Origin of the sequence: Singulisphaera sp. GP187, assembly GCF_900129635.1 — a bacterium.
GTDB lineage: Bacteria > Planctomycetota > Planctomycetia > Isosphaerales > Isosphaeraceae > Singulisphaera.
Map to the genome: position 1 here is coordinate 3038015 of NZ_FSRB01000001.1, position 17706 is coordinate 3055720.

The window sequence follows — 17706 nt, forward strand, 5'->3', positions numbered from 1 at the left end:
GTTAACGATGTCCGATGGTGAAAAGTTGCAGGCGACCACAGACGCGAACGGCATCGCCCGCACGGCCTATTCGCTGTCCGATGAGCCGGAAGCACGCTACTGGAATATTAGTGTCCATGGCGAGGGCCTAGTTCCTTTGACCAACCGCTGGATCCAAGGGCCGGCTTCGCCGGCTCCTCCAGTGCATCTCCTGTTCCAGATGGAGCGGGCGACTAAGATCCGCGGTCGAGTGATCGACGAGCGTGGTCAGCCTCTCGCTAGTGCCGGGGTGGTGCTGAAAGTCATTAAGACGTATGCGAAATCTGGACAACGGGTGGACATCAACTACCAATCCACCCGTACGGACCAGGATGGCCACTGGTCATTCACAAATGTGCCAGAACAGCCGCAATCAGTTGAAATCGCAATTTATCATCATCTTTGTCTGACCGATCGATCGTATTTCCTCCTGGAGCCTTTCCGGCCGCTTTCCGCCTTGCGCGATGGTTCGGCAGTGCTACGGCTCCGGCGCGGCACGACTATTCAGGGAACCGTTCTCGCCTCCAACGGCCAGCCGGTCGCCGACGCCGACGTTTACTATGGGGTGGGTCAAGGCTTGGGCAATGCAATCCCCCCGGTGAAGACGGATGCCAAGGGTAAGTTCGTACTGGGGATACAGCCGGGGACGTTCGCAACGCTGATCGCCCGCGTTCCGGGTTTCGGGCCGACCCTTCAGCGAATGAGGGTCGGCGAGGGGCCGTCACGAGCTGACTTGGTCCTCGAGCTGGCCCGTTCCCTCCGGGGCCGCGTCGTCGACCCCGTCGGTGATCCTATCGCGCACGCCAGGATCTTCGCCTACTGGTCGGGTCCCGAGACACCCGCAGGCTCGCGCTTCACCTCGGCGATCGTGGAGAACCTGACCACGGACGACGATGGTCGATTCGAATGGAAGGACGCCCCAGCCCGCGGAGTTCACGTCGACGTTTTCGCCGCGGGATTCGCCGCCAAGGAGAACCTGACGCTCGCTTCGAATGTTGACCATGAGGTTATGCTCATCCGGCCGACAGTGGTCAAAGGGACGGTCACCGACCGTGAAACCGGCCAGCCCCTCCCCCGGTTCACCCTTTCGATGGCTGTAGCACCGAAGCACGAAGATTCGCTCGTCTGGCTGCGCAAATCAGATCTTGATCGGACCGTCAAGAAGGCGCCCGGCGCGTTCGAGTACGAGTCGACCGCGCCTACCGATCGGCAAGTCCTGCGCGTTCAGGCCGAGGGGTATCTGTCGGAGGATTCCGATCCGTTCTCGCCCGACGGCAAAGTGCATCGCTTCGCGTTCCGCCTCACCCGGGCGGAGCCGATCCGCGGGATAGTTCAAGCGCCGGACAGATCGGCGGTTCGAGTTGGACTTGTGTGTCTCGTCCCGTCTCATCGGGACGGATGGAACGATCAACTTTACCTCCGCAACGACGACATCACCGAGGGGGAACTTGAACGAAACGTTTCCGTGAAGATTGGGGCCGACGGACGTTTTGTGATGCCCCCTCAACGAGAGAACTTCGCCCTGCTGGTCCTGGCCGATGCTGGGTTCGCGCTCGTTTCACGCGATGATCTTCAAGCCGGCAACACTCTGCTCCTGAAGGCGTGGGCCCGCGTATCGGGGAGGGTGACCATCGACGGCAAGCCCGCGGCCGGCCTCGTGCTTGAATCACACGACCCAGAGGGTTCAGCACCCGTGTCGGGCGAGATACGCCTCGTGCACCAACGTTATGTAAAGACCGATTCCGACGGAAAATTTGAGTTACCTCGAGTCATGCCCGGCCGTCTCAAGCTGGTCGAGTGGTTGAATAACGGCGTGGAAGGCCGCATCTGGCCCCTGGAACGAGCGACTGTTGACGTCGAGAGCGGCCGGACCCACGAGTTGCGGATCGGCGCGAGCGGCCGTCTCGTCACCGGCCGGGTGGTGCTGCCGCATGCAGACGAGTGGATGATTCGCAAGGCGGAAATCATCCCCAAGGACTCAACGGACAATCGGCCTGTCACCGTGGGCGTCGAGCTTCTCGAGGGTGGCAAATTCCGTGCGCTGGACCTCAAGCCGGGCGACTACCGCCTGAACATTTCCCTCCACGAACCACCTCCGCCCAATTCCTGCGGCTGGGGACGTCTCCTGTCCGAGTACGCGCAGGACTTCCGCATACCCGCGGACGCCCGGGAGGCGAATGCGCCGTTCGAGTTGGGCGAGATCCAGTCCGTCACTCAGGCGGATCGTCCATTGCAGGTCGGCGATCGCGCCCCGGACTTCGCGATCAAGACATTGGAAGGCCGGGATCTCAGGCTCGCCGATTTTCGGGGCCGGTACGTACTCCTCGATTTCTGGGCGACCTGGTGTGGTCCTTGCATGGGCGAGATGCCTAACCTCGTGACTCTCCAGAACCGATTCGGTCAGAACCCCAGGTTCGCACTCCTTGGGATCAGTCTCGACGAGCGGCCCAGTATGGCGACGGACTTGGTGAAGGAGTTGAAACTCTCGTGGGTTCAGGGGTTTGCGGGACCCGACGCGGACCTCGTCTCCGCTTACGGCGCCTCGGCCATCCCCGCGACCTTCCTGATCGGCCCTGACGGAAAGATCCTAGCCAGGGACCTCCGAGGCGAGCAGACGCAGATCGCAGTAGCCGAGGCCCTCAAGCCGTGAGTCGCGGCTGAGGCGGCGAGGCGCAGTAGGATTGAGTCCGTCCGGTAGTCCACATCCTTTCTTGGCCCGGCTCGCCCCCGATGATGGAACGACCGATGTTCCCATCTCGGAGGGGCGAGCATGGCGAGGGTCCGACGGTCGAATGGGCGACCTTAATCGACGAGTGGCAGGACACTGGCCTGAATCTCAATAGTGTCCGGGATTCCTGATGGCGAGGAGACTTTTCGTCAGGACATCCCAGAATAATTCGATTGAACGCCGATTTCCGAGGCCGCGAAATAAATCAATCCTCGGACGACTGTCGTGGCTGGCGGCCGCGAAACAAATCAATCCTCGGACGGCTGTCGTGGTCAGCGGTAGGTGAATTCGATCGTCCGCTGGCCGAGCCACGGGATGGGGCTCTGATTGCGGTCGAGCACGGCTTCGCGGAGGATCGGGTTGTGACTCCGCCGATCGAGTTGGACGATGAAGCGGTCGTTTTGGATCGTCACGGTCCCTGCGGTCTCGATGAACCGACGGTAGAGTTGCTTGGGGTCGGCCTTCACGAACCCATAGAGACGCGACGCCAGCCAGCGGTAGCAACCGTTGCCGATCACGGTCAGCGCGGCATCGAGGTCGACGTTCAGTCTCACCTCGCTGGCCAGGCAGTCGTGGTGGAAGAAGTTCACGCTGACGCCCAAGCCACCCTCGATCCGGTTGCGGCCGACGTAGCGAATGATCAATTCACGTGGGGTCTCCTCGAAGTGGTTTGAGAGGAACAGGGTGGGACGGTCGCGGCCCAGACCAGTGACGGCAACTTGACGAATCGGCCCCTCGTAGCCGCGAAGGCGAACCGATTCCTCAATGTAATTGATCTGCGTATGACAACGCTTGGGTGTGTCGATCACAGCCCTCTTCCAGGCGGACGTGGGCAGCCCCTCCAGACGTCGGACGATGGCCGCTCCGCGGCGGCGGATGGTGACGAAGTAGATCACGCTTTGATTGAGACGCGAGAGTTCGGGGTAGTCGACCACCTTACTGTCGAAGTAGAGCCACTTGGGGTTCGACCCGGTGACCCCACGCCAGAATTCCACGAATCGCATCAATTCACCGTGCTGATCGGCGCGGGTCAGATAGGCGTTGGCGTAGCACAAACAACGGCTCGTCTGCTCGAGCGCGAAGAACGTCAACACGCTCGGCCCGGCCTTGCCCTGAAGCGGGAGATAATGGCGATCGAGTGCCATGGGATCGCCACGATAGGGGATCGGATGGAAGTCGAGGGAGAAACCTTCGGGCGCGGGGAAGAGCACAGGCGCAAGGGCCTTGACCCACCCCTGCAAGAGGCCCCGTTACTGGTCGCGGCCCACGCGGTACGAGTAATCGGTAGCGAACGACTTCTTGGGCAGGATGTTGAGGCCGGCGAATAGGCCGAGGGCTTCGTCGCAGTTGAAGTCGTCGATGTGACTGCGTCGCTCCTTGTCGAGCAGTTTCAAGGCCAGCATCGCGAGCAATGCGCTCGTTGCGGGGACCATCTCCGAGGCGGGATACCCCGCCTCGGTGACGAGTCGATCGAAGCCGAGCTGAGCCAGGAGGGGCAGGAAGAGGAAGACACCCGCGACGCGGGAGCGGATCGATCGGCCGGTCGTGAGATTCAGTTTGCGACAATCGGCGGTGTCCGGAACTTCGGGGCACGGCCGTTCTTGGCTTGTCGAGGATCCGAGAGGTCGGCCACGCCCGTCGGGGAGAAAAAGGGGGGTGCGACACCACGACGACAATCGGCTCGCAGGCGACTGGCCAGCGATCTCAGGGTCGAGAGTTTGTAGCCGAATCTGCGGGCGACCTGGTCGAGCGGCTCGTCATCGACACAGATCGCACGAAGGGCTTCGTATTGGCGTTGGAAGGTCTGGCTGGGTTCCAGGAAGAACTGTCTGGCGTGGCTTCCGTCCATGACGCGTGCTCCCGGTTGTTGATTATTTTCTGCTCCGAAACCACTGCGGAGCGTACACCTAAAACCGGGGCCGAAAAAGGGGGGAAACGGCCGTGAGCTTGGCGAGGGCCTTGAAAACCCCGAAGAAGGCGAGTAATCCATCGGGATAGCCACATTACGGAGAATGCAGATACGAAGCCGACCGAGCTACTATAGGCTGGGTAAATAATCAACGATCGGGGGGCCCGGACATGGCCAAATGCCTAAAAAATAGGGGTTTAGGGCCCAACGAAGTTGATTTTTTTCCCGGCCGCGGAAATCGGCGTTGAACAGCCTTGCAGTCGCCTCCTTCGGTTTCGAGGGCGATCCCGGCGCATGCAGCGGCGTGACCTCGTCCGCAGCGCGTGGACGGGCCTTGATCACTTATTTGGGTTTTTCGGAACGCTTCCACGCAACGCGGTCACGCTGTAATTGGCACTGACGCTCCCGCTCGCGAAGGATCGGCATGATCTCGTCCATCGTCGCCGACCCGTTGGCCACCATTCCCAGCAGGCTAAACGTATACTTGTTGGGGCGATTTCATGCAGGAATGTGCATTAGCGTGACGCTGATCACGGCGACGTAGAAGCTCAATAGCACACCCTCGCGGCTGTGACTGATCAGATGATCGAACCGCGCGTAGCTTTTCAGACAGCGGAAAAACAGTTCAACTTGCGCAGAGTTTCTGGATCGAGAGGAATTTTTGGGCTTGTCGGGTTTGGCTGAAATCCTCGATCGTCCTGAGGGTCCGCAGAGTGGGGTTGAAGAAGGCCAGGAGCATGGCAACGAAGACGTCGTCGAGGAAGAGGTCGCGATTGCCGTGGGGGTCCTGGTCGCGAAGTTGTGCGATGAGCCGTTCGATCGAATGGATGTGCTTGGCCCCGACCACTTGATCGGGCCAGATGGGCAAATCACGAGAGAGACACCCCGGCGCCCCGACCCGTTCGGGTCGCTGGGAAGGGGGAGTGCCAACCAGGGGTGGTTTCTTGGCCGCCATGACGAATACTGTGGCCGACCGTACCCAAAAGCGCAAGAGAAGATTTGATGAAGATCGATCCCGGACACTATTGCTGAATCTGCCAGCGTTCTGCCAGCGGAGCGGGCTCAATTCCGGAACGATTCAAGGGTGGGTCTATAAGCGGACCCGCAGGGGCGCCATTGAGGGGCGCGACGAGTCGGGGGACCGCCCAGATACCCGCCGAGGATCCGCCGCTTCCAACGGGATGCGGCCTCGTAGCGGGCGTCGAGGATCAAGGCCCTGCGGACGGTCCCGCCACATCTGCAACTCGTCGTCGAGCGCGGCGGCGGCCCGGCTGACCCGGGTGCTGGTGACCTCCAGACCGCAGTGTTGCTCGGTGATGGCAGCCACTTTGCGGGTCGAGGCGCCCTGCAAGTGCATCTCGGCGACGGCCAGCTTCACGTCCCACTCGTTGCGGCCACCAACCTCCAGGGCGGACGGGTAAAACTCGACCCCGTGAGCCTGGGGGACGGCGACGGTCAGCGGCCCGAGCCAGTGTGGAGTGTCTTGGGCCTGAAGCCATTGGCATATCCGCCGGTGAGGGTGCCTCAAAGTGGCGAGACGGCGAGTTCGCTTTCCGCAGCCGAACCCCGTGCGAGGCGGCTGTTAGAGCGCCTCACAGTGGCATAGCATACGCCGCACGGTCCTGGAACCATCCGGCGATGTTTTCTGGGGGCACATCATGCAAGGCCGAACCGAACGTCGCATAGACCGCCTCCGTCGTTCGGGCCGCCGCCGGCCTCATCGCACCCTTGACCTTCGAAAACATCTCCTCAATCGGTGTCAGCCGACATGCCGCCATTTTGGCGGCCCCCGAACCGATGGAAATGCACACTTGCTACCACTCAGTAGAATGGAACTCGCTATTTTCAGAGCAGGCCCGGACTCCACGGCGGCAATGGTACCACCTCCGCTCCGGCCCCTCGACGGCCTCGATTGCATCTTCCGACAGGTGCGGCTTGAGATTGTCCCAGATCACCGCGTCTCCCGACTTCAACTCCGGGCCCAACACCTGTTCCACGTAGGCCTCGAACACGTCGGTGTTGGTGGCACCCGGGAAGGCCAGCGTCGCCGTCACCCCGGAGAGGCGCATCCCGCTGGTCAGCGTGATCGACTCCCAGTGCCCGGGCGTCGTGGCGTAGACGCGCTGGCCCACCGGGGCGCGGCCGTAAGTCCGGGTCATCGCCGTGTTGGCCCCGCATTCGTCCACGAAAACCAGGCGTTCCGGGTCCACGCCAGCGAGTCGCTCGCAGAATTCGCGGCGCTGCTCCTGGGCACGGGGCACCTTCTTCTTGCGCGGCAGCCCCAAATTGCTCAAGGCACGCGAGATGGTCATCAGGCTGCACGAGAGGCCGAGTCGTTGTCGGCATTCCCCGAGCGTGGCATCGGGCTGCTGGCGGATCAATTCCCGAGGCCGTTCCAGGCCCTCTGGCCCGAGCACGGCGGGATTGCCAACGCCCTGCGGTCTGGGATCGACCGAGCCGGTCGTGCGATGGAGTTGGAGCAAGCATGTGACGAAGGGGAGACTAACCAGGAACCGGTTCGCGAACTGGCGTACCGATCCGTCACCGCGCTTGGATCGTCTCGAGGATCCGCTGTCGGAGATCCTCAGAATAGGGTGTCATCGGCCACCTCCTTACCGTGACTTCCTCTCAAACCCCGTGCCATTCAACTGTTCGGCGCTCTAGCTAACGCGAGGGGCATCTTCTCGCACCTATCCCACCCGGCCATGAGAGCGGCCCCTTTTCACCAAAAGTGATACTGCTGGCGAATTCCCTCCAGGGCGGCAGTCCCATACAATTTGATAGTATGCTCCCTGTCGCAACAGCGCTTCTTGAGGTCGCTCCGTGTCGCTCGATCTCCGACTTGTCCCGCCCGTCCTCGAAAATACCGCCCGCGTCGCCCGTCTCGCCTTCCCCGAGGGGAATCCATACCTCCGACTCCGCGACGAACTCGGCACCCTCTTCCACGACGCCGACTTCGCCGACCTCTACCCCCTCGAAGGGTAACCGGCCCTCGAGCCTTGGCGGTTGGCTGTACTTCAATTCCGTGGGGACCTCTCCGACCACCCGGCCGCTGATGCCGTCCGCGCGAGGATCGACTGGAAGTACCTCCTCGGCCTCGAACTGACCGACCCGGGGTTCGGCGCATCCGTCCTCTCCGACTCGAGAGGCTGCTGGCCCGCTGCAAAGCCTTGGGGCTGCTCAAGGCTCGCGGTCGGTACGCACCCACTCAACCCATGTGCTGGCACGCGTTTTCGCCACAAATCGGTTAGGCTGCGCGATCGAGACGTTGCACCACGCACTCAACAGCCTGGCCGTCGCCGCTCCCAAGTGGCTCCGCGACCACAGCCCCTCCGAGTGGGTCGACCGTTCCGCCGACGCCCCGACGAATCCCGGCTCCCGACTGCGCAAGGGAATCGGCAGGCGTACGCCTGTCGAGTCGGCGAGGATGGCCATGCGATTCTAGCCCACTTCGGCCGGATGAAGGTCTTGCGTTATCCCAGTGACGAGCTGGTCTCATCACCTTTTCGTCCGCAACATTCAGATATAACCTCGAAACCGAAATGAGAAGCGAGGCCCGTCCAGAGGGTCGCCGCCTTCGACATGCCCGCGCCTGCGATCGGCGGAAATTTGAAAAGCTGTGGCTCCGTCTCGTGCGCCAGTTCAAAAATCAAAAAAAAAGCGATAGAGCAAACGCACGTAATTCCATGTCAGCGAATGACCTACAACGGTCGTTCCCAATCGCCGGAAATGCCGGATCCAGGATCACGCCAGATTTTACTTGCCATTGCCACTCTTTCTTGTCAACATCCGAACTCGTGGGAGAAACTTGCTTTCACAGCACTTCTTAATGGAGAAAACCCATGATTCTCAAGCTTCGGACGGCGCCCGCAATCCTCGCGATTGCACTCTGTGGCTATGCCATGCTTCCCGCCACAGGAACCCGCGCAGAGATTCGCGGCGCACAGAGTGGCACCAAATGCTCCACAACGAAATCAACTAAGTGTACCGGCAACACCCAATGCACAGGCAGCAACGACCATTGTAGTGGGAGCGGTGCCCTGAAGTGCTTCTCGCAGGGTACAGGGCAATGTAGCAATTCGGGTTGCACCGCGGAACCGACGTATTCTTGCTCCTGATGCCATAGCGTCACGGCGTAGCCCGTTTCGTTGACTCCGCAGATCGTTCATCGCAAGACATTGGTTATTCGAGACTTGCTACAGTTTCACAGCTTCGCACGGACTTCCTCTTGATGTCTGCATGTTTCGACCCCCCATTAGTCTTACGTTGAGGACGGTAGACGTGATAACGAAGTAGTAAGGCCGTGACATAATCGGCTCAAACGCTTAAGCATTCGGGATGCGACGGGTTCCATTAGTGACTGCGTAGCCCAGCCGAGGCGCCAAGCACACCTTGCGGCCTCGGCTCTCGTTCACCGTTGATCGGAAGACTACTGAGTGATCGAATCAGACTAATTACAAAGCTGTTGGAAATGCCAGTGAACTGCGGCATCGAGCGTTGTCGCTTAACGAATCAAAGACCCTCCAGCTCCGAAAGGGCCCACCATCGTGAATAAGTCCGCCCTGATCGCCACGTTCTCCTTCCTTGCAACCTGTTCCTTGGCGGTCGGACAGGACATGAAACCTGACATGAAACTCCTGTTAAAACGATGCATTGCGGCACAGTCGGCCGTCGACCGCTCCTCGATGAAAGTCACCACTGAAATCACGTTGGACTATCCCGATCAACGCCCAAAAAAACAACGGTCCGAGATCCTCCTTCAACGCGACAGTAACCGATTCAACATCACTGGGGCGCATTCATACCTGGACGTTGGCCAAAACAACTCGTACTCTTTCCGTACGCTAGAGAACAGCGATTACTACACGACCTACCAGGTTAGACGAGGGTCCGAGGTTGCCAAGTCGGGGCTCATTGCCAAGAAGGAGCGCGACAAGTTTGGCAAGCAATCTCTAGAAGCCGCCATTTACGGTGGCCCACTCGACGGACAAGTCGCAGGTTCGGACAGCAAGCGGATTGCGGAAATGCTGCTTGACGCATCCGGAACGAAGATGCGCAGTCAGGAGTCGATAAGTGAATCCACATGCGAAGTCGTCGAAGGCCGTACTCGATACGGCACCATCACCATGTGGATCGCACCCGATTTTGGCTACACCTGTGTCAAGTTTGTCGTAGATCGGACGGGCAACGACCTCTGGAATGGCACAGCAATCTCGCATCAACCTCTATGGTCTCCGTCAGGCAAGGCCGATGATTTACGCCCTATCACTCGGTGTCTCAGTGTTCTAGATAATGTTCGTGTCGAAAAGATTGGCGATCATTTTGTCCCAACACAAGGGCGTTATACAGAATCCATATATCGGAATCGCGGCAAAACCGTCAACGACGTTTATGTTTATCAGCGAACTGACATTCTTTTTAGTCCGACTTTTGCAACAGGCACCTTTGATTCAGACCTTCCTGTAGGATCAACAGTCGATCTCTTGGATGAATCTGAAAGTGGTGTTCAATATCGGTGGGACGGCAAAAACGCTGAAGTTGCATTTGATGACTATAGTGGCCCAAAAGGCTCGTTCGAAAGTAATTTCACTCTCTTCAATCTCATGGTTGCCATTATCGTCTTGGCAATCTTGATCGGTCTATATGTTTGGTTCCACTCCAGGAAACCCATGTCCGGCAAAGAGTAGCTGCTCCTGCATTTCCGTGGGTGACCATTCGACACCCTCTATATCCGCAGGGTGTAACTACTCGCTTCAGCCAGACATTCAATCCAACCGTGCTTGGCACTCAACCATTTAGGACCATTGATGTTCTGCCTCGCGGGCCCAAAACCCTCTGAAACCACTGGACGTTCCGGGTCCTGCCAAATGTTCTTGGGACGGTACTGAGAATATAAGTCGAAAGTTGGTCCCCTTCCGACTTAAATCACCGTGCCATGAGCACTTGGTATTCGCAGATAAATCTTTGGCCTGTAACGAGATACGGAAAGTCGACTGAGGACTTGAATCCCCACTGAATCCGGTAGTTACACCCATATGCGCACCACCGACTAAGGCATCCGGCCTGAGAAAATCATCCGAGGATCTCCGGGCCAAACCCAATATCCTTCTTTATTGCGGCCCAGGTGGTACAGAACAGCTCTCACGTTGGAAAGCCTAGAGAGAAACAGAGCCATGCCTATCTCATGCCGTACCCGCCCAGGATGGAAATCCATGAGGCTGACAATTGACCACGGGCCATACAAGGGCACTCGCGCACATCGCCTGATGATAATCACCATGTTTATCGTTTTGAGTTCCGTCAGTTCGCTCAGAGCAGAGGTGCCTCCGAAGAACACTCGCATCTCGACGTCGCAGCAGACTTATTCCACTTACTGCGGCATCCAATCCCTTCACCGAGCGATGCTTTCGCTCGACATGAATCTTCCCTTCGAGTCTCTTGTAGTTCGAAGGTATATTGGGACCCAGAAAGGAAGTTCCTTGTCGGAACTGCGCCTCGCGGCCAAGGAGAATGGCCTTTATACACTTCCACTCTACCATGCTACCACCACAAGCCTGAGCGTGGTTACGAATCCCACGCTCTTGCATGTTAAGTCGGATCCTGGAAACCGCGATTTCGATCACTGGGTCCTTTTCATGGGCATCGAGAAGGGTACGGCCCGGATCTGCGACGGTTTCAAGCCAATGCAATTGGTCACTCTAGCCGATCTCGGAGCAATCTGGGATGGGAATGGTTTGGTTGTTTCTAACAAACCAATTTCCGCGTCAATGTATTATGCGGTATCCGTTGTACTCTACGGTTGCTACCTCGTCTTGGCGCTGATTTGCCTCAAGTTTCTCAGGCAACTTGAGGCGAGAATCGCCGGATCATTCTCTCAGCACTCCAGTTCGTTTCTGAAGAACAGCCTTGCGACGGCACAGCAAGCTGGTGTTTTGTTGGCACTCCCGACACTGCTCGTGATGGGCTATAATGCCCTCCTCCCGCAAGGTTTCCTGGCAAGCCACCCGGCAATTGAATCAATTCAATCCCATTATGTATTCACCGCCTTTTATCACGTGAACATAACCCGAGTTTCGAAACACCTGAAGGCCGGAGACGTCGTTTTTGTAGATGCCCGCTTTCTGGAAGATTACGAGCGTGGGCATTTGCCTCGAGCGATCAACATTCCTCCTAATTCCACAACGTCGCAATGCGCTCAGCTTCTCACGCGTGTAGGCCCACGCACACCAATCGTAATCTACTGCCAAAGCCTGACATGTCCATTCAGTAAGCTCATTGGGAAGAAGTTGCACGAGCTTGGGTTTGAGAATCTCAGTATTTTCGACGGTGGCTGGATGAATTGGAAAGAGCATACGGATGCATTACAGGGCGAGATGCGGGACCGCGAAAGTTAACGCAAAACCAAGGCAAGTCATTTTGAGGAGCAAACCATGTCAGACTTCTCTGCCGTTAGGACTGGTCTCGTCCGTGGAGAGTTCAGCTTGCTTACCACGGATGGAATCTCTGCGCTGGCTTCCATCCTGCGAGTTGCATTGGGAGGCGTTTTGTTGGTGAGCAGTTTTTGGAAACTTTATCAGCCGTACGAGTTTTTGACGGTCATCTACGACTACGATCTCGTTGGTGCCTATCTCGGGCTGTTCATGGCTATTCTATTGCCGTGGTTTGAGCTTGCACTCGGTCTGGCCCTGATGATGAATATTATGGAGCGGGGTGCACTGCTCCTCGGAAGCATGCTTCTGGGAGTATTTACCACCGTTCAAGCGATCTCGCTGTGGCGAGGCTTGAATATCACGTGTGGCTGCTTCGGTTCGCAGGGAGAACCGATTGGATACAGGGGTCTCACATTTGGTGTGTTGGCTTTTACGGCTTCACTCTTTTTAGTTCTTCGATCCCACTGCCAGCCGCATATCGATGCGAACTAACATCGGGGGTACGACGTGCCACCGGGCAGCAGTCAGAACGCCCTTTGGAGCGTCGAAGCCGGGTAACGCCTTCCGATCCGACGTGGGTCGGAAGGTGGGGTCGTGTGATAACCGACGACGGAACACGAACCGACTGAACTGATTAGATTCCAGGCTCGCTGATCATATGCAGGATCAGAGATGTGCAAATAGCGATCGAGCAGTTTTCGGGGCAGCCTGCCAAACTATTCACGGTTTTCGATGTGATACGTGACTCCCAGATCAAGTGCATCCCATGACCCCGAACGGACGCTGCAGGACTCGACTATCTCCAATGCTATTCTCCTCGATCCGCTTTGAGGAAGGCCCACGATATGCAGACTGGTCTGTTGGAAAACCGCTCATACGATTCGGCGAGAGTAGAGTTCCATGCAACACACTTCCCCTGCCTTCATTCCGGTTAGTCATAGCAAGACTGGAATCGGCCGTCGAGGTCAATCCCCTGAGGAGTGCCTCGGATTGAACAATGAATTAAACAATCGCATCGTTAATCGGGATTGGGTGCACGACTGCAATCAGAACGTCAGGAATCACGCAAGCGTGCGGAAGTACACGAGTTCAGGAACATCATATGTGTTATATTGATGCAATGGAAGAATCGGGGGACGGGCCAGTGATCTCAGTCATCATTCCGGTGCTCGACGCGTTGGACGATCTGCCAGGTCTCTTGGACGCATTGCTGCGGCAATCTCTCCCGATAGGACGGTTCGAAGTGATTTTCGTTGATAATGGATCGACCGACGGATCGCTTGACTGGCTGGCACTGAATTGTCGGGCGGGGGTTCGGTTCCTCTGTTGCCATGATCGCCGTGGATCGTACGCGGCGCGCAATGTTGGACTCAACTCTGCCCGCTCTGAAAACTTAGCATTCACTGACTCTGATGGACGTCCCGACCCGAACTGGCTCGAAGCGGGACTCAAGGCGCTGACTTCCGCGCCGCGCGTCGCAGGGTCGATTGAACTTGTGCACTCCGAATTCCCCTCCATCAACGAATTCGTGGACGCCGGGCGGTTCCTTCGCCAGCGACGTTTCGTAAGTGAAGGCTTCGGCGCGACGGCCAACCTGTTCGTGCATCGCGAGGTTTTCGATCGTATCGGGGCTTTTGAGGAGCGGTTGATTTCCGGCGGCGACCACGAGTTTGGGCAGAGGGCGACTGCCACGGGTTTCCCAATCATCTACGCGGCTGATACGATCGTTCGACATCCCTGCCGGAAGACGTTGCGAAGCGTCTCCAAGAAGGCCTTTCGAGTAGGCTTCGGATTCGGTCAATCGATGGGACTACCCAACAAGTCCATGCTCCGCTCCTCCTTCAGCCGAGTCACAGATCGCGTTAAGCTCTCCAGCGGAGAGGCCTTGAAAAACGGCAGAAAACGGCCCTCGGACCGTTCCGCATGATCGCGGTGGCAGTCATCATCACGCTCATCAATGCGATTACCGTCATGTCGGTCCCATTCGGTTATCTCGCGATGAAGAGATATACGGCCAAGACCAAGGGTTCCATACCGGTTTCGTTTCGCCTGGAGAAGGTTGCGATTCGCTGAGCCGGCCGTGTTCCGCCTCACGGAGCCTAGTTTGCCGCGAGTTCCTCCAGCTGGGGATCTGATGTGCCCCGTAACTACCGGCCGAGGAGCGTTCCGAGCCGGCACACAAGACTGTGCTATTGGAGTTAAGCCGGACTCTTGATGGCAAGTCAATTCCGGTGTCCCGTCGACGTGTTGAACTTGCAAAAGCCGTGAGAGAGCAGCTGCCCGCGGCCTTCCGCTCAGAGACAGGGTAGGTCCAATTCCCGATCGCGGCCAGTGTATTTTTGCGATCCGATTCAAGATATCTGGAGACGAGCTCTTGGCCGAGGTTGTATCCACCAAACCAAACGCCTCCCCGAGTACCCTCGAGATGCCGCAGCAGCGCCGTCCGCTGCCTCAGACGCCGCTGTTTACGCCCGGTCCGACCGCCCCATGGCTTTCACAGGATCGCGTGATACGGCCATGCCCAGAGGTTTCGTGGCAGGACCACGTTCGCCCCATTCGAGAATCGGACCTTGAATCATTTCGACGTTATTTGGTTCCGGCATTGATTTCTCTCACGGTAACTCACTTCGATTTTGAAGCAGGCGCGATCAGCATTCACAACGTCGATGAATCTTTCCTGTACGCCTCCCCGATAGACGTAGCCCCGAGCCCCCTGAACTTTTTACCAATCGGTTAAATTGCGCTGTCAGCACTTGTATCAACCCTGCACCGAATAGTCTAGGGGCGAGGCCCCCTGCCATGGATGGCTTTGAGGTAGAGCTGGAATGCGTGAAGCGTAGCGATCGGATTGGTTGAGGTGATAATAGTGCAAACGTGCAGAGCGTTTGCGTTTCGAGGAATAAAGTTGTAGTATTACATTTTAACTGAGTGACTTGAGTCCGCCTCTCTCTGACACTCCCCATCCTACGCGACTTGATCTAGAGCGCTAACCGTTTCTCTTGCGCCTGGGTAGAATAGAAATAGACCCAGGAGGTGTCCCATGCGACCCTATTCCCAAGACCTTCGAGATCGTATTCTCGAGACCGTGGCACGCGGCGAAAGCTCGTTGCGTCAAATCACCCAGCGGTTTCTCGTCAACGTCTCCACAATCGTACGTCTCTTGAAGCAGTACCGACAGACCGGCTCCGCCGAGCCCCGATCGCACAACGGCGGGCGACGGCCCGCCCTTGGCCCCCAACGACATCGAACGACTCCGCAAGTTGATCCAGGAACAACCCTACGCCACGCTCAAGAAACCTCGCGATCGTCTGGGAGTCAGATGCAGTTGCATGGCCATTTCACGCACTCTGACAAATCTGCGGATCACGCTGAAGAAGAAAGTGCTCCACGCCACCCAACACGACACGCCCAAGGGCCGCCGCAAGCGATCGGCGTTCCGCAAGAAGGTGGTGGGAATCGAGCCGAAACACCTGGTTTTCGTGGACGAAACCGGGACGAACACAGCGATGACCCGGACTCACGGCCGCGCCCCCCGAGGAGAGTGCGTGCATGGGGCGGTCCCCAATTTCTGGACGACCCTGCCCCTCATCTGCGGTCTCCGAATCTCGGGCGTGACGGCCCCGATTGTCTCCAGGGGGCGACGGACACAGCCACGTTCGAGGCCCACGTGGAACAGGCGTTAGCACCGCAACTGCATCCCGGCGACGTGGTGATCTGGGACAACCTGAAGCCGCACAAGGCGAAGTCGGTGGTGAAGGCGGTCAAGGGGGTTGGCGAGAAAATGATCCCATTGCCGCCCTCAAGCCCGGATTACTCACCGCTCGAGGAAATGTTCTCCAAAGTGAAAGGCTCGCTGAAGTCGGCGGCGGCCCGAACGACGGATACGCTCACGACCGCAATCGGCCGTGGCCTAAGTGAAGCCGCGCAACAAGATATCATTGGTTGGTTCAAATCGCGTGCAACGTACGCGATGCAATCGTGAGGCGCTCTAGATTCGTCCATTCTTGTTTCACGAGGATATCATCTGTGAAATATATCGATACAATTTTAATTGGAGGTGTGGTAGCACTGGGGGGATTCGTGAGGTTCTTCCCGCTCGGCTTCAAAAGCCTATGGCTTGATGAGGCGATCTCGGCCTACTACTTGAGGTATTCCCCCGGAGAAACCTTGTGGAGAAGCCTGGCGCCCGGGGCGTTGCATCCACCACTTTTTTTTCTCACGCTACAGGCCTGGTCGAACTGCTGGGGTGATTCTGAGGTCGCGTTGCGCTCGTTGGCGGCGTTAATGGGCACTCTCACCATCTTGGGGACATACCTCATAATCCTCGCATTATATCGTCTCGATGGCGAGATTACGCCCTGGAGCCGAGGGGACAAATGGGCGGCGCTCCTTGCGGCCTTCTTGGTCGCTTTGAATCCCTTGCACATTCATCTGTCTCAGATCGTTCGCGGGTATACTTTCGCGACGTGTTGCCTGGTGTTTTCCGGCTGGCTCCTGCTCCGCTCTCTTCGAGAGGACACGAGATCGATCTGGCCCCTCGTGTCAGCATCGATTCTGGGCGCGGCGGCTTGCTACACCCACTATCTCGCGATCCTTCCGATCCTCTCTCTACTCGTTACGGCGGTTGCCTTCCTGCGCATCCAATCGGACAAAAAATCGGGCCGACTCCCCGCAGACCCGGACCTGTCGCCAGCCGTGCCCTTACCGCAAAGTGAGTACAAGGGGGACCGCTTGAGGAAAGCCACGGTCACGCTTGTTATCCTGGCTGTTGCAATAGCTCCGCCATGCATGGTCGCATACTCACGCGCTGAACATTGGAAACGCAGTGGCCCTCCTTTGTTTGTTTTATCCGGCTCAAGAATCCCTTACGAGACATTACAGGCGCTTTGTTTCACGCCTGACGTGCATCCGTCTTCTCCTCGGGAGATCGCCTGGCTGACGATGGCCTTACTGGCAGGTGTCCAGGTCCTTCTGGTGGTGCTCGCTGGTTGGGGTAGGTGGTTCTTGCTGGTTTCGGGGATCTTTCCCGCTTCCGTGCTCATCGCGGTTTCGATATTAACAAGGCGTAACATTTATAGTGGTTATTATTTAGTGTTTCCTCAATTGTTCTGGCTTGCAGGCCTCGCATTCATAGTCGCTCGGATACCAAACGGCTTCATCCGCTCGACGGCGACCCTCACCATCGCCCTCATTGCACTCGCATCCTACGGCCATAGCTGGAAAACCATCGGTCCGGTTCCGGTTGAGGGGATCAGCAGGGCGACCCGGTTTGTCGCGAAGGCGAAACTACAAGGGGAACCGGTATTTTGCATGTCGCCACACACGTACTTCAAGGTGGCATACTATGCGAGGGCCGAATTCAAGCCTAAGCTCGTGATCGACAGGAAAAAGGGCGAGCGGGCTTTTGGGTCTCATTATTTCCGCGATGACGACGTGATTGACCAGGACCGACTTGCGAACCTCGACGTGCCAGGGGTTTGGCTCATAAGCACGAAGCCGGATCCCAAACATTATGGATGGACCCTGATGCAATCATACCAACACAATAATTGCGATTTGTTCCAGAACGATCCTGTCTGGCTCCTGCATTACGATGCCCGCCGGCCTCGGCGGTAATTGTG

At 57.8% G+C, this 17706-nt stretch carries 13 protein-coding genes and 2 pseudogenes; 9 read left to right on the forward strand and 6 right to left on the reverse strand.

Annotated elements, in window-relative coordinates:
* Positions 1 to 7: 7 nt before the first annotated feature.
* A complete protein-coding gene (locus BUS42_RS11860; protein WP_159452208.1) occupies positions 8 to 2668 on the forward strand; it encodes a redoxin domain-containing protein in 2661 nt (886 codons plus the stop codon).
* 350 nt (positions 2669 to 3018) lie between these two features.
* Here BUS42_RS11860 and BUS42_RS11865 read toward each other — a convergent pair whose 3' ends face one another.
* The 6 genes and pseudogenes from BUS42_RS11865 to BUS42_RS11895 all read right to left on the reverse strand — a co-directional run bounded on the left by BUS42_RS11865 (position 3019) and on the right by BUS42_RS11895 (position 7138).
* Complete coding sequence (locus BUS42_RS11865; RefSeq protein ID WP_074307094.1) at positions 3019 to 3987, reverse strand: hypothetical protein; 969 nt, start codon at positions 3985 to 3987, stop codon at positions 3019 to 3021.
* A 9-nt stretch (positions 3988 to 3996) separates the two neighbouring features.
* Positions 3997 to 4149, reverse strand: coding sequence for a hypothetical protein (locus tag BUS42_RS11870; protein WP_159452209.1), 153 nt, complete (start codon positions 4147 to 4149; stop codon positions 3997 to 3999).
* A gap of 149 nt (positions 4150 to 4298) precedes the next feature.
* A complete protein-coding gene (locus BUS42_RS11875; protein WP_074307096.1) occupies positions 4299 to 4595 on the reverse strand; it encodes a hypothetical protein in 297 nt (98 codons plus the stop codon).
* Between the two features lie 694 nt (positions 4596 to 5289).
* Positions 5290 to 5523 (reverse strand): annotated as a pseudogene (locus BUS42_RS46405) (IS4 family transposase); the annotation flags it as partial.
* A 222-nt stretch (positions 5524 to 5745) separates the two neighbouring features.
* Positions 5746 to 6183, reverse strand: coding sequence for a transposase (locus BUS42_RS11885; protein ID WP_074307098.1), 438 nt, complete (start codon positions 6181 to 6183; stop codon positions 5746 to 5748).
* A gap of 286 nt (positions 6184 to 6469) precedes the next feature.
* Positions 6470 to 7138: a transposase gene (locus BUS42_RS11895; RefSeq protein ID WP_074307100.1), complete on the reverse strand. Its 669-nt coding sequence runs from the start codon at positions 7136 to 7138 to the stop codon at positions 6470 to 6472.
* A gap of 340 nt (positions 7139 to 7478) precedes the next feature.
* On the opposite strand from BUS42_RS11895, the pseudogene BUS42_RS46410 reads away from it, so the two are divergent.
* The 8 genes and pseudogenes from BUS42_RS46410 to BUS42_RS11935 form a co-directional block, all read left to right on the forward strand.
* Positions 7479 to 7995: pseudogene (locus tag BUS42_RS46410) on the forward strand (transposase); the annotation flags it as partial.
* Between the two features lie 1207 nt (positions 7996 to 9202).
* Entirely contained in the window at positions 9203 to 10342 is a 1140-nt protein-coding gene (locus tag BUS42_RS11905; protein ID WP_074307102.1) for a hypothetical protein, read from the forward strand.
* Between the two features lie 525 nt (positions 10343 to 10867).
* Positions 10868 to 12049 carry a rhodanese-like domain-containing protein gene (locus BUS42_RS11910; protein ID WP_074307103.1) on the forward strand — a complete coding sequence of 394 codons (1182 nt, stop codon included), beginning with the start codon at positions 10868 to 10870 and terminating at the stop codon, positions 12047 to 12049.
* Between the two features lie 36 nt (positions 12050 to 12085).
* Positions 12086 to 12577, forward strand: coding sequence for a MauE/DoxX family redox-associated membrane protein (locus tag BUS42_RS11915; RefSeq protein WP_074307104.1), 492 nt, complete (start codon positions 12086 to 12088; stop codon positions 12575 to 12577).
* Between the two features lie 610 nt (positions 12578 to 13187).
* Positions 13188 to 14012, forward strand: coding sequence for a glycosyltransferase family 2 protein (locus tag BUS42_RS11920; RefSeq protein ID WP_083670163.1), 825 nt, complete (start codon positions 13188 to 13190; stop codon positions 14010 to 14012).
* Entirely contained in the window at positions 14009 to 14158 is a 150-nt protein-coding gene (locus BUS42_RS43610) for a hypothetical protein (RefSeq protein ID WP_159452211.1), read from the forward strand. Before BUS42_RS11920 ends, BUS42_RS43610 begins: the two co-directional genes overlap by 4 nt.
* A 1246-nt stretch (positions 14159 to 15404) precedes the next feature.
* The gene (locus BUS42_RS46000) at positions 15405 to 16067 is read left to right on the forward strand and encodes a transposase (protein WP_256386140.1); all 663 of its coding nucleotides are present in this window, start codon (positions 15405 to 15407) and stop codon (positions 16065 to 16067) included.
* A gap of 44 nt (positions 16068 to 16111) precedes the next feature.
* Positions 16112 to 17701: a glycosyltransferase family 39 protein gene (locus BUS42_RS11935; protein WP_074307106.1), complete on the forward strand. Its 1590-nt coding sequence runs from the start codon at positions 16112 to 16114 to the stop codon at positions 17699 to 17701.
* The last annotated feature ends 5 nt before the right edge of the window (positions 17702 to 17706 follow it).

Excerpts from the sequence above, each read along its gene's own strand:
- BUS42_RS11860 (WP_159452208.1), top strand. The coding sequence starts at position 8 with ATGTCCGATGGTGAAAAGTTGCAGGCGACCACAGACGCGAACGGCATC.
- BUS42_RS11870 (WP_159452209.1), bottom strand. The coding sequence starts at position 4,149 with ATGCTGGCCTTGAAACTGCTCGACAAGGAGCGACGCAGTCACATCGAC.
- BUS42_RS11875 (WP_074307096.1), bottom strand. The coding sequence starts at position 4,595 with ATGGACGGAAGCCACGCCAGACAGTTCTTCCTGGAACCCAGCCAGACC.
- BUS42_RS11910 (WP_074307103.1), top strand. The coding sequence starts at position 10,868 with ATGAGGCTGACAATTGACCACGGGCCATACAAGGGCACTCGCGCACAT.
- BUS42_RS11915 (WP_074307104.1), top strand. The coding sequence starts at position 12,086 with ATGTCAGACTTCTCTGCCGTTAGGACTGGTCTCGTCCGTGGAGAGTTC.
- BUS42_RS11920 (WP_083670163.1), top strand. The coding sequence starts at position 13,188 with ATGTGTTATATTGATGCAATGGAAGAATCGGGGGACGGGCCAGTGATC.
- BUS42_RS43610 (WP_159452211.1), top strand. The coding sequence starts at position 14,009 with ATGATCGCGGTGGCAGTCATCATCACGCTCATCAATGCGATTACCGTC.
- BUS42_RS46000 (WP_256386140.1), top strand. The coding sequence starts at position 15,405 with ATGCAGTTGCATGGCCATTTCACGCACTCTGACAAATCTGCGGATCAC.